13 protein-coding genes and 1 riboswitch are annotated in these 12313 nt (G+C 35.3%); of the genes, 6 read left to right on the top strand and 7 right to left on the bottom strand.

The window, feature by feature from the left end:
* The gene (locus PLX19_RS05965; protein ID WP_272187591.1) at positions 1–549 is read left to right on the top strand and encodes a MarR family winged helix-turn-helix transcriptional regulator; all 549 of its coding nucleotides are present in this window, start codon (positions 1–3) and stop codon (positions 547–549) included.
* Positions 550–659: 110 nt separating this feature from the next.
* Positions 660–1862 carry an MFS transporter gene (locus PLX19_RS05960; protein ID WP_272187590.1) on the top strand — a complete coding sequence of 401 codons (1203 nt, stop codon included), beginning with the start codon at positions 660–662 and terminating at the stop codon, positions 1860–1862.
* 99 nt (positions 1863–1961) lie between these two features.
* On the opposite strand, the gene PLX19_RS05955 is transcribed toward PLX19_RS05960, so the two are convergent.
* The 4 genes from PLX19_RS05955 to PLX19_RS05940 form a co-directional block, all read right to left on the bottom strand.
* Positions 1962–2426, bottom strand: coding sequence for an NUDIX hydrolase (locus PLX19_RS05955; RefSeq protein WP_272187589.1), 465 nt, complete (start codon positions 2424–2426; stop codon positions 1962–1964).
* Positions 2427–2506: 80 nt separating this feature from the next.
* Positions 2507–3148 carry an FMN-dependent NADH-azoreductase gene (locus PLX19_RS05950; protein ID WP_272187587.1) on the bottom strand — a complete coding sequence of 214 codons (642 nt, stop codon included), beginning with the start codon at positions 3146–3148 and terminating at the stop codon, positions 2507–2509.
* Between the two features lie 74 nt (positions 3149–3222).
* On the bottom strand, positions 3223–3717 hold the full coding sequence (locus PLX19_RS05945) for a GNAT family N-acetyltransferase (protein WP_272187586.1): 495 nt from the start codon (positions 3715–3717) through the stop codon (positions 3223–3225).
* Positions 3718–3825: 108 nt separating this feature from the next.
* Positions 3826–4737, bottom strand: a complete 912-nt coding sequence (locus tag PLX19_RS05940) for a DMT family transporter (protein WP_272187585.1) — start codon at positions 4735–4737, stop codon at positions 3826–3828.
* Positions 4738–4863: 126 nt separating this feature from the next.
* Between PLX19_RS05940 and pdxR the strand changes: the two genes are divergently transcribed.
* Together pdxR and PLX19_RS05930 are read left to right on the top strand one after the other, a co-directional pair.
* Positions 4864–6309, top strand: a complete 1446-nt coding sequence (gene pdxR, locus PLX19_RS05935) for a MocR-like pyridoxine biosynthesis transcription factor PdxR (RefSeq protein WP_272187584.1) — start codon at positions 4864–4866, stop codon at positions 6307–6309.
* 168 nt (positions 6310–6477) lie between these two features.
* Entirely contained in the window at positions 6478–6987 is a 510-nt protein-coding gene (locus PLX19_RS05930; protein ID WP_272187921.1) for a GrpB family protein, read from the top strand.
* 134 nt (positions 6988–7121) lie between these two features.
* Here PLX19_RS05930 and PLX19_RS05925 read toward each other — a convergent pair whose 3' ends face one another.
* A complete protein-coding gene (locus PLX19_RS05925; RefSeq protein WP_272187583.1) occupies positions 7122–7925 on the bottom strand; it encodes a VOC family protein in 804 nt (267 codons plus the stop codon).
* Between the two features lie 433 nt (positions 7926–8358).
* A riboswitch (Lysine riboswitch) is annotated at positions 8359–8552 on the top strand.
* 107 nt (positions 8553–8659) lie between these two features.
* On the opposite strand from PLX19_RS05925, the gene PLX19_RS05920 reads away from it, so the two are divergent.
* Both PLX19_RS05920 and PLX19_RS05915 read left to right on the top strand, forming a co-directional pair.
* The gene (locus tag PLX19_RS05920; RefSeq protein WP_272187582.1) at positions 8660–10129 is read left to right on the top strand and encodes an amino acid permease; all 1470 of its coding nucleotides are present in this window, start codon (positions 8660–8662) and stop codon (positions 10127–10129) included.
* Positions 10130–10408: 279 nt separating this feature from the next.
* The gene (locus PLX19_RS05915; protein ID WP_272187581.1) at positions 10409–10705 is read left to right on the top strand and encodes an iron-sulfur cluster biosynthesis family protein; all 297 of its coding nucleotides are present in this window, start codon (positions 10409–10411) and stop codon (positions 10703–10705) included.
* A gap of 59 nt (positions 10706–10764) precedes the next feature.
* On the opposite strand, the gene PLX19_RS05910 is transcribed toward PLX19_RS05915, so the two are convergent.
* Positions 10765–11358 (bottom strand): kinase, encoded by a 594-nt coding sequence (locus PLX19_RS05910; protein ID WP_272187580.1) that lies wholly within the window; start codon positions 11356–11358, stop codon positions 10765–10767.
* Between the two features lie 79 nt (positions 11359–11437).
* A complete protein-coding gene (locus tag PLX19_RS05905) occupies positions 11438–12178 on the bottom strand; it encodes an NAD-dependent protein deacylase (protein ID WP_442869028.1) in 741 nt (246 codons plus the stop codon).
* Positions 12179–12313: the final 135 nt, after the last annotated feature.

Genomic DNA, 12313 nt, shown 5'->3' with positions numbered 1-12313 from the left:
ATGCGTAAGAACGGAAAAGGAACATATTCAGATGATACCTTACCAAAATTGGGTATTCACCCTTATTTAGACCTTATTAATGACTCTGCATCATCAAGTACAAACCGTAATGATGCCTCTATGGGCTTAATCATGTTATGGTTAAGCGATAATATCTTAGATGTAATGGATCAAGAGTTAGCTCACTTCGGGATTACAGAAAGCAAACTTGATTTGCTAATCTTAATAACTCTGCATGATAACAAAGTGATAACTCCTTCAGCAATAGCTGAACGTTTAGGAATTAGGCGGGCATCTGCAACTTCTATGATTGATTGGTTGGAAAAAAGAAACTTTGTTACACGAAAACCCAGCTCGTTTGATCGTAGAAAAATCCATGTCAGTATTACCGAAGAAGGCCGTACGTTTGTTGAAAAAGTATTGCCAACATATTGGTCCGTTTGTGCCTCTATTTTTGATGAATTAGATCCTACTGAGCGCCAAGTATTTGAGAAAATCATCAAAAAATTAAATGAAAATATGCAAGTACGACTTGGAATTGAGCGATAAATAACAATTAACAGCTACCTATCCAAAGCGATAGTAGCTCTTTTTCGACCATTTAATTAGGTTATCTAACTATAAGTTAATATAATTAAAATAAAGGTGAAGGTGATTTTATGATCGCGATTGATTTTGAAAAACAGCACAACTATAATCTTATGACACTCATATTATGCTGGACTGGAATGGTTGTTATGTCCAGTTTATATGTAAGTATCCCACTCATTACCATGTTTAGTGATAATTTTCATGTTTCTCTATCGCAAGCAGCTACAACTTCTAGTATATTTTCAATAGGTTTTGCTAGTGGATGTTTTATTTACGGTGCGATTTCTGAAAAATATGGCCGCAAAAACATTATATGCATTGGACTAATTTCTTTAAGTGTCATTTCATTACTGCTTGGAATGGTTCATTCTTTCTCATATATTGTTGTATTAAGAGGTCTACAAGGTTTAGCTGCTGCAACATTTTCACCAGTAGCGTTAGCGTACACACTAGAAGTATTCCCTAACGAAAGAAAGGTTGGTGCTGTTGGTTTTATTAGTACAGGATTCCTCGTTGCCGGAATCGTCGGTCAAGTGTTTAGTGCTTACGTAAGCCAACAATTTCATTGGCAATTTGTTTTTTACTCCCTTTCTGCAGTTTATATTCTTACTGCATCAATAGTGTTCTGGTTACTACCAACAAGTATAAGTCATAATCAAAAGAAAAATATTTGGGAGCCAATGAAGCAACTCGGCATTGTCTTTACTAATAAAAATCTAATATTTAGTTACGTAATAGCGTTTGTTCTACTCATGTCTTTCGTTAGTATGTACACCACCTTAGGACAATATTTAACTAATCTACCTTTCCAAATGAACAATCACGAACTTCTTTATATTCGTTCATTCGGGGTCCTAGGAATGATATTGTCTCCACTAGCAGGTAAATTAGCAAAACGTTTTAGCGTTCTGTTTGTACTTCGGTGGGCACTACTTCTCTCCATTTTCGCCCTAGCTTCGATGGGCTTTCTTACAAACATATTCTTTTTAACAGTAATGAGTATAGTCTTTGTAAGTGGCATTGCACTCTCCGTACCTTCTTTAGTTTCTCTTGTTGGTCAATTAGGAGGTAAAGCCCGTAGTATTGCAATATCAATGTACACAGTCATTTTATTTGCTGGAACAAGTTTTGGTCCAATTATCTCTTTTACATTTATGAAAGCTTTCAGTTTCACTACGACGTTTATTCTATTTGCAGCCATACTCGGTCTAGGCTTACTTGCAGCGTGTTTCGTTAAGCATGAAAACTTACCAATGGCTGAAGTGAAATAAGGAGATTTCCGCTACTTTTAATATGTAATGGGTCATTCCATCACGTAAAAAAGAGGATACCTTTATATCCTCTTTTTTATCATACATTTCCTTATTTCTTTACGTTGTCACAATATGTTCTACACACTCAGGTAAATGTTTTAGCTTTGTTTTTAAAAAAGCCGGTTGCGTATGAAAAAGATGCAGTTCCTCTATTTGTACCCATTGAAATTCAAACTCTCGTCCGCCATCCTCTCTTATGAAAGAACCCGTTTTCGGAATCGAACAATCTTCTAAACTTGTCTCGTAGTAAAAACATATTTCATGAAATTTATGGTTGTCATATGTAAAAAACTTCTCAACAACCCATAGTAATCGTTTTATATTTGCAGCCACTTCTAGTTCTTCTCTCAACTCTCTTTTTAAGGCTGTTTCACTATTTTCAAGCATTTGAACCCTTCCCCCAGGTAAACACCAAAAGCTATCTCCCTTCCCGCGATGAAGAAGAACTCTTCCATTCTCTATACATACAGCTGCTACGCGATAATTAAAACGTTTCCCATTATCTGCAAAAACAATATCCATCCCGATTTCCTCCCCATATCTATCTGACAAATAAAAAACCCACAAATTCCATTATAAGAAATTTGTGGGTTTTTTTCTAATTATTCCGCGAATTTTTTTGCAATTTCTCTCGCTTGTGCAATTGCTTTTTCTTTAATATTTTCTGCTTCATTCGGCATTTGATTCATACCTTCTACAAAAATAGATTGCACATCTGTAATTCCAACAAAACTCATAATGGCCCGAAGATAACGATCTCCAAATTCCATTTCTTTTGCTGGTCCTTCTGAATATATACCACCTCGTGCTTGAATATGAACAGTCTTTTTACCAGATAACAAACCAACAGGACCTTCTGCTGTATACTTGAATGTTTTTCCTGCAATACAAATTGTATCAATATACGCTTTCATGAGCGGTGGAAAACTAAAATTCCACATCGGTGTTACAAATACATATTTATCCGCTTCTACAAATTGATCTGTTAATTTATTAGTTGCAGCGACCTTACTTTGTTCTTCAGCAGAAAGATTTTCAAATGCTGTCCCTTGTTGTAGCTTTCCCCATCCACTAAATACATCCGCATCAATGTAAGGAATATTAATTTTATATAAGTCAAGTTCAATAATTTCATCATTTGGAGCCTCGCTACGATATACCTCTAAAAAAGCTTGTCCAACTGATAGTCCATATGATTGATCTGGTGTTTTTGGATTTGCAGTAATGTATAAAACTTTGTTCATTTGTGATCTTTCCTTTCGAAATATAATTTCAACCCTCCTTATATTGCATTTTATATTGATTTTTATTAAAAATTTTATATCGTTTTGCTACTTACATCATTTATATACTTTACAAATAACACGCGACTTCCACCTTTTCCGTCATAGTTTGTATGTACAGATACTCCATCCACTTCATCATCCCCTCTTTCAATTTCAAATCCGATCTCACGATGAAATTGAATAGACTTTTTGTTAGTTGGAGATGTTATTGCTTTTACAACGTGACGACCATTGGAACGAACTGCATCAAAAAAGGCAGAATACAATGTCGATGCAATCCCTTGTCTTCTAAATTGCGGATTCACACCGATGAAATGAACGTATGCTTCATCCACAAAAGTTTGCGAGAAAAAGCCGCATAAAAACCCTGCAATTTCACCATCCTTTTCAATAATGAAACTTGTTTCTTGAAAATGAACAAAAAAGAGTTTTGGCAGCATATCTGCCATCTTTCTCCCGCCCCACCAGTCATTAATAACAGAATGAATCGTCATATAATCCTCAGGTCTAATTTTCCTAACGTGCATATGTCATACCTCTCTTTTTTTATTAATGTTTATATTATTAGATATTAAAATACACATTCTGAATACACAAAAAATGACTGCACCTCTCCCGGTGTAGTCATTTCCATACTAACTTACCTTTTTTAAATTAAATGCTGGCTTTTTCACTGTTCCTTTTTTCACAACATATAAACCAGCAAAAATAACAAATCCACCAAATAACTGCATCATATTTATCTCTTCACCTATTGTTATAGCCGCAAATATAACAGCAAATAACGGAACAAGATACATATAGACCATTACTTTTGTTGAACCAATTTTACTAATTCCAACATACCACATTGCAAGTCCAAAGATTGTCGCAAAACCAATAGAGTACCCTAATGATCCCCAGCTTAACATGTCAGTTGGCCACGCTAAAGAGTCGACATTTATAAAACAGTAAACTACAAGTGGAACAATTCCTACCAAAGTCGACCAGGCAGTTACGCGCATTGCTGAATATTTCGTAATAAGCGGCTGTGCCAGAATCGGATACCAGCCCCACGCAATCGATGCAGCTAATCCAATAAGATTTCCAATCCACGCATATTCATATGCAGACTGATTCGTATGGCCTGTTAATAACACAAGTGTTGCTCCGCTAAATGACAGCAGTGATCCAACTTGGATTTTTAAAGAAAAGCGTTCTTGTTTATGTAAGACAGCTAAAATCCCCGTAAAGATTGGTGACATTGCAATCAATAATGAAGCGTTCGTCGCAGATGTATATTTTACGGAAAGCATAAACAGTGTTTGATATAAAGTAGTCCCTACAATCCCCACCGTCAAAAGTCTAAGCCAGTCTTTTTTCTCGATACGTAATGAGCGTTCCATAATAAAAGTAATTAGTAATAAAACTGGAGATGCCACTAAAAAACGCATACTATTAAATTGAAAGGATGACATATATGCCACTCCATATTTTCCTATCGTATAGTTTGCTCCCCATACTAAAGCAACTAACATCAGGAGCACTTCCATTTTCCTTTGTTTCATCAAAACCTCTCCTTCCCTTATTAAGGATAGTAAAATTAGCCCAATGAAACACCATCCAATTGGCTGTTTTTTCACCCAGCCAATTTGCTATAATGGTTTTAATGAAAAAACAAGGAGACGCTACAAATGAAATGGACATTAGATACTGATAGTAAAATTCCAATTTATCAACAAGTTGTTGATTATATTGAAAGACGTATTTTGTACGGTGAGCTTCCACCTGGCAGTTTTCTTCCGTCAGAACGTATGCTAGCAGAGCATCTCCATGTGAATCGAAGTACAATTACGACAGCCTATAACGAACTACGTGCAATGGGAATTGTTGAAAGTACGACCGGAAAAGGAACGCGTGTCAGCACACATATGTGGGGCGTATCTCCAAAATTCACACCGAATTGGAGAGGGTTTGTAGAGGGCGGGACATTTTTACCTAACTTACCACTTCTTCGTTATATTCGTGAGCAAGTGCAGCAAAATGAAAGTATCATTGATTTTGCTAATGGAGAACTTGGATGCGATTTGTTTCCGCACCAGCAATTACAAGCAATTTTACACGAACAACCGTTAACACAATCATTAAGTTATGATCATCCACAGGGCTTTCTACCATTACGACAAACTGTTGCTACATATATGAAGGAGCATTTACAAATTGATGCAACGGAACAATCGATTATGATTACTTCCGGTGCCCAGCAAGCACTGCATCTTATTGTGCAATGTTTATTAAATCCAGGTGATGCAGTAGCATTTGAAAGCCCATCGCATTGTTATTCGTTGCCTCTTTTCCAATCGGCTGGCATTCGTATTTTCCCATTACCTGTTGATGAACACGGGATTAATCCCGATGATGTAGAAGAGCTTTACCGTAGACATCGGATTAAAATGATTTTCTTAAATCCAAATTACCAAAATCCAACCGGAACGCTTCTACATCCAAAAAGAAGAGAAGCTCTGTTATCTTTATGTGCAGATTTACGTATTGCGATTGTTGAAGATGATCCATCTAGTTTATTAACATTAGAAAAGAAAGAACAAACATGTTCAACCTTAAAATCAATTGATACAAATGGAACAGTCATTTATGTTCATTCCCTATCGAAAATGATAGCACCAGGATTACGAATCGGTTGGCTCGTTGCTCCTCAATCCGTTGTTGAACGCTTATCAGATGCACGACATCAAATGGAATTAGGCTTAAGTATTTTCCCGCAATGGCTTATGCAGCAATTTTTTGAAACCGTTCCGTTTGAAACACATTTACAGCAACTACGTTCAAAGTTAGTACAAAAAAGAGATGTTTTAATAGATGCACTGCAACACTCACTTTACGAAGAACTCTCATTCTCTATACCAAGAGGGGGAATTTATATATGGGGAAAATTACATCAACCTATCAATGAAAAACAGTTAATTATACAAAGTTTAAAACAACAAGTTTCTTTTATGCCCGGCAGTATTTTCGGTGCAAAAGATGGTTATATTCGTCTATCTTATGGAAAAGTAGATATAAATCACATTACTGAAGGAGTCTCTCGTCTGCAACAGGCGATTCATTTGTCTCGTATATAAAAGGTTAATCTATCTCCTTTTTCCTTTTTAAAATAAAATAGTTATTCAAAAAGATGGTATGAATTGTAATTTCACACCATCTTTTTATTTGTATGCTCTATAATGAAAGAAAGAATATTCCAATATTTCATATGTAAAAAAGGGCTATATGCAGGAGGAGTTAATCAAATGTTAGGATTACCCCATGGTGAAGTTTTTTTAGTTCCTTGGACTGAGGAATGGGAAGTCGAATTTTTAAAAGAGAAACAATTAATTGAAGAACAAATTGGAGAATACATTTTAGCAATACACCATATTGGAAGTACTTCTATTCCACACTTGAGCGCAAAACCTATTCTTGATATTGCGATAGAATTAAAGAATTTTGAAAATGGTGTGAAATGTGTTGCTAAGTTAGAACAATTAAATTATAGGTATAGAAAAGATGTATTACCTGAAAGATATTACTTTAACAAGGGAGAACCGAGAACGCATCAAATTCATATGTATGAAAAGAGTAATAAATATTTAATTGAACAATTGTGTTTTAGAAATTACTTAAAAAATAATAAGACTGCTCGGATTGAATATGAACAGTTAAAAATTCAACTTTCACAGGTTAATCCCAATAATAAATATAAATATGCAGCTGATAAAACAGACTTCGTTAAATCAATAATAGCTAAAATTAACAATTAAAAAGGGAGACTATATGTAAACATTCGCATTCCGAGATTAAACAACTTTATTATCTCTAAACAGAAAGCAAACAAATTACCTAGAAATACAGTAGGTATCTGTACTCTAGGTAATCTTCATTACCTTAATACCTGCTAAAAGATGTACATACCATTCCATATATGACTTACTCTCATATTTTCTTCATTTCCTTCAAATTCTATCGCAAATGGTACCTCTCCGTTTTTCGTTAGTTGATTTTGAACGATTCCATTCCCTATAGGTTCGCAAAATTGAATTGTTATTTTGCCTAGAGAAAAACTTTGAGTTATTGCATTCCAGTTCTTATTTATTTTCAGTGGACTCATTTCAATTTGCAGTAAATCTTTCCAGCGCTTGCTTATTTCACTTACATTTGTAACAGCGTAGAACACTGATTTCATTTCTATTATTTGATTGTTATGAAGCGATATTACTCCTTTTTTCTGTAAATCATCCCTTCTTTTTTCATCCGATTCACTCCACTCAATGAAAAATGGAAATCTAGGACCTTCTTCTTCTTGTTCAATAAACAGCATTTTCCATTTCAAGAGTGTGCCGTCATCCCTCATCCGTTTCCCTTCCAATGGACCATTTATGTGAAATCCCTGTTCTATCAATCTCTCAGCAAGCACTTCCATATGTTCTGTGCGTAGCGCAATTTGAAGCATCCCTTCTCCTTTATGCAACTTTTGAACAACTTGTTGAATAAGTGGATTTTCCGATTGGTTTGCAATTTCTTGATTTTGCACCGCCAAAAACTCAATATACGCTAAATCAAAATAACATAAACTATTATGTGTCCCCCAATTCGGATGTTCTCCTCCTTGGACTACATGAAATCCGTGTATTTTCATTTGATTGATTACCTCAGCTGGAGAGCATGGAACGACATGAACAAGATGATCAAACTGTAACATCTCCTCACCACCCTTACTTTTATCCTTTTAGTGTATTACTTTTCAATTGTTCTTTTCAATTTAAATTTTCTGAAAACTAGATAATTCATGCTTATCATATTGAAAAAAGTAATTGGAGGACTAAAAGATAATTTAGGTTTAACACAATACTTCTTAAAATTAAGATAATCATTTTAAATAGATTTGTCGAAAAATTTTTTCTGAATTTTCTATTAATTTAAAGGTTTTTTTGAAACACGATACGAAACTATTGTATAACCTTTTTTATCAGAGAGTCACTTAATACATACTCTTTTAGGACCGGGATGAATTTTGAAAGCGCTTTTCTAAAATAACCATTTATTTCTATAAAAAAATCCTTGCACTATTTTCAGAAAATCATTACAATTGCCATATATTAAAAATCATAGTAATAGAAAAATCCTCATCAATCCGATGAGGTAGAGGTTGCGGCTTTTATTAGTAATCTAGACGAGACACAGAGAATGTCAATAACTCTAGATAAAAGGAAAAGCTGCCGAAGTTTATACTTCTTCTCTGGGAGTATATGCTGGGGCTGTTTTCGAATAGGAACAGAACTGTCACGTTTACAAAATTACCGTGTAAACGTGGGGCGCTATCTTAACGGAAGGTATGATGGGGTGGTTATTTTTGAATTGCTCCGCTAAAGTCCTTTGGCGGTTTTTTTAATTCCCCCCGCTCCTTCCTATCTTACAAGAAAAGGAGTGTTGAACATGAACGGCGCAACTACTAACGTTACCTCTACAACTACAAATCAATCTGCACAAACAACTAACGAACTACGACGCGGATTGAAATCTCGCCATCTTACAATGATTTCACTTGGTGGTACAATTGGAACAGGTTTATTTCTAGCGAGCGGTGGTGTTGTCCACACAGCTGGTCCTGGTGGCGCTCTCGTCGCCTATGCTGCAATTGGTATTATGGTATATTTTTTAATGACAAGCTTAGCAGAATTAGCATCCTACATGCCTGTAGCAGGATCATTTAGCACCTATGCAACAAGGTTTGTTGATCCATCACTTGGATTCGCACTAGGTTGGAATTACTGGTATAACTGGGCTATTACCATTGCTGCCGAACTCTCTGCAGTTACATTAATTATGAAGTTTTGGTTTCCTAATACGCCTTCCTTGCTTTGGAGCGGCATTTGTTTAGCTATTATGTTCTTATTAAATTATTTATCTGTTAAAGGATTTGGAGAAGCAGAATATTGGTTTGCACTTATCAAAGTTGTAACTGTTATTGCCTTTTTAATTGTCGGGTTTCTTATGATTTTCGGTATTATGGGCGGAGAACCTGTTGGTTTTAAAAACTTTACAGTTGCAGATGCACCGTTTAACGGCGGCTTCATGGCAATCATCGGTGTATTCATGGCAGCTGGATTCTCATTCCAAGGAACAGAATTATTAGGAGTTGCGGCTGGCGAAACTGAAGATCCACAACGCAACATCCCAAAAGCAATTCGCAGCATCTTTTGGCGAATTCTATTGTTCTATATTTTTGCGATTCTCGTAATCGGTTTATTAATCCCTTATACAAACGAAAACCTTGCAGCAAGTGATATAACAGTAAGTCCATTTACACTTGTATTTGAAAAAGCCGGGATTGCCTTTGCGGCATCAGTAATGAACGCCGTTATTTTAACAGCTGTTTTATCAGCTGGTAACTCCGGCATGTATGCATCAGCACGTATGCTTTGGGATTTAGCAAACCAAGGTAAAGCACCTAAATTTTTAGGAAAATTAAATAGTCGCGGCGTACCAGTAAATGCATTGATTGCAACATCATTAGTTGGATGTGCTGCGTTCTTAGCTTCTTTATTCGGTGATGGTGTTGTCTATGTATGGTTATTAAATGCCTCTGGTATGTCAGGTTTCATCGCTTGGATTGGAATTGCAATTAGTCACTATCGTTTCCGAAAAGCATATATTGCACAAGGAAAAGACTTAAATGACTTACCATATAAAGCAAAATGGTTCCCATTTGGCCCTATCTTTGCATTTGTATTATGCTTAATCGTTATTCTAGGTCAAAACTACGGTGCATTTATGGGAAAATCTATTGATTGGAACGGTGTACTCGTTTCGTATATTGGCTTACCTCTATTCTTAATACTTTGGTTAGGCTATAAATTTACTAAGAAAACAAAAGTTATCCCATTAGATAAATGTGAACTTTAACAACCAAAACCTATCAACTTTTGTTGGTAGGTTTTCTTATGTTAATGTATATATACAGAAAAACGTTCCTTTCTTTTTAGACAGACGAGGGCATCTAGCGTGCACAGAAACGCTCAAGGATTTCTCCTTCCACATGCAAGGTTTACAACAAAGGGAGAACGTAAGTAACGGTCACTTCTTGTTTTGCATGCTATTAACTAATATATTGAAAAATCAAAATGGATTTATATATTACTGTTTCTTTGTTAAAATAGGTGTTTAAGAAAGGAACGTGATCATATGAATATTCGTGTTACAAATGCCGCAAAAGAGCAATTGCTACAAAACAAAAATAAACTCATTGTTAGAATTAAAGGAAGTATCGGAAACACTTGTACTGTCTATGTAAACTTAGATTTAATCGTTGATGAATACAATGCAAATGATGTTGTATTTGAAGATGGTCAACTCATCATTCAAATGGATGATTTCACAAAAGATTACATTGGAAATACAATGACGCTAGATTACAATACTGGTTATAAAATTACAACACCGAGTGAAACGATTGTTTATGGGTTATCACTGAAAAAATAATACTTTTAAACAAAGCACAAACAACGCATTGAGAAACGTCATGCGTTGTTTTTCTTACTTTATCCTTTTAGAACCAAATCAGCATTTTTATCAGGAGCTTCCGTATTTACATAAAATTCTTCAGCTTTCCAATATCTATTCTCAAATTTGGCGATGTTCTTTTGTGTATCTTCTCTTTCACGAAGAAACCTCTTATTTCTCGGACAATCTAAATATACGACATAATCATAGAAGCTTCTCCATTCTTTCCGCTGCAGAAAAACGCCTTCTACGATGATAACTGAAACATTAGAAAGTTGAACTTCCTGCCAACTATGTGTATCAGATTCATCATCATAAACAGGAAGATTCAGATAGTTAGCGGATTTTAGATTACCTAAAAAATTTCGACTTAACCAATCCGTATCCCATTGTAAGTTGTAATACTCATACCATTCTTCATTTCCCGTATTATAACGTTTTTCACGCCGAACAATATAATCGTCAATATGAAAAACATGAAACGGGATCTTCTTTTCTTTCACATTTTGACTAATTTTTTCCACAATTGTTGTTTTGCCAGAACGGCTTAATCCATCTATCCCTAATATAAACCTATTTCCTACGCTTGCATTTTCAATTATTTCCAGCAATATTCTTTCGTTCTCCCCCAAACTCCTCTCCCCTTTGCAACAGCTCTCTTTTTAGTAACTATGATGGAATAGTAACGAGATTCTATCAAATATAATACATTTACTCTGGCTTATCTTGATCTGCTAATATCCCCTTCACAAATCCCCCAATTGTTTCATGAAACACATAATCAAAATATTGTTCTTGTCCTGTTTGTTCGTTATTAACAAGTATTGTTGTTGCCCCTATTTCTCGTTTTGCTATTTGCGGAAAGGATGCCACAGGCTGTACTTTCAATGACGTTCCCATCACAAGCAATGCATCCGTTTCGTATAACCTTTCAACTGCCTTTTGAAATTGCGGTAATGTATCTCCATATAACACAACATTTGGATTCAAAATGAAATTACACTTTTCACAGCGCGGCACTTCATGTTCAATCATATATTGTAAGTTGTATTGTACACGGCACTTTGGACAATGAGCAGATTGAAGCGTACCATGTAAATCAATGACATGCGTACTCCCGCTTAATTGATGGAGACCATCAATATTTTGTGTTAACACTACAATATCTTTTCCCATCTGCTCTAACTGCGCAAGAAACGTATGTCCTTGATTCGGTTTATATTGATGGAATGTATCAATTTGAAAGATTGCTTTATAATGTTTCCAAAATCCTTTCGGGTTTCGATTATAATATCCCCTTGATAAATACATTTCTACATTTGCATCTGCATACAAACCATTTGCTGAACGAAAGTCTGGAATTCCACTCTCTGTACTTGCACCCGCTCCAGTTAACACTGTAATTTTCTTAGCACTTTTAATAATAGAATGCACTTCTCCATAATGCTGCACAACATTCACCTCTATGTATCATTCTTTTTTCATTATAACAGGCATTCGCAACAACTTGGAAATATTTCCTTAATAAGGTATCCCGTCTACTCCATAAATATTGATTGCACATTTTCCTAAAAAAATAAAAGAAGG

Origin of the sequence: Bacillus sp. BP-3 (genome assembly GCF_028401955.1) — a bacterium.
Lineage (GTDB): Bacteria > Bacillota > Bacilli > Bacillales > Bacillaceae_G > Bacillus_A.
Note: the sequence above shows the minus strand (reverse complement) of the source record. Positions and strands in the feature narration are given on the sequence as shown.

Coding starts and splice junctions, on each gene's coding strand:
- PLX19_RS05965 (WP_272187591.1), top strand. CDS start 1: ATGCGTAAGAACGGAAAAGGAACATATTCAGATGATACCTTACCAAAA.
- PLX19_RS05960 (WP_272187590.1), top strand. CDS start 660: ATGATCGCGATTGATTTTGAAAAACAGCACAACTATAATCTTATGACA.
- PLX19_RS05955 (WP_272187589.1), bottom strand. CDS start 2,426: ATGGATATTGTTTTTGCAGATAATGGGAAACGTTTTAATTATCGCGTA.
- PLX19_RS05950 (WP_272187587.1), bottom strand. CDS start 3,148: ATGAACAAAGTTTTATACATTACTGCAAATCCAAAAACACCAGATCAA.
- PLX19_RS05945 (WP_272187586.1), bottom strand. CDS start 3,717: ATGCACGTTAGGAAAATTAGACCTGAGGATTATATGACGATTCATTCT.
- PLX19_RS05940 (WP_272187585.1), bottom strand. CDS start 4,737: ATGAAACAAAGGAAAATGGAAGTGCTCCTGATGTTAGTTGCTTTAGTA.
- pdxR (WP_272187584.1), top strand. CDS start 4,864: ATGAAATGGACATTAGATACTGATAGTAAAATTCCAATTTATCAACAA.
- PLX19_RS05930 (WP_272187921.1), top strand. CDS start 6,478: ATGTTAGGATTACCCCATGGTGAAGTTTTTTTAGTTCCTTGGACTGAG.
- PLX19_RS05925 (WP_272187583.1), bottom strand. CDS start 7,925: ATGTTACAGTTTGATCATCTTGTTCATGTCGTTCCATGCTCTCCAGCT.
- PLX19_RS05920 (WP_272187582.1), top strand. CDS start 8,660: ATGAACGGCGCAACTACTAACGTTACCTCTACAACTACAAATCAATCT.
- PLX19_RS05915 (WP_272187581.1), top strand. CDS start 10,409: ATGAATATTCGTGTTACAAATGCCGCAAAAGAGCAATTGCTACAAAAC.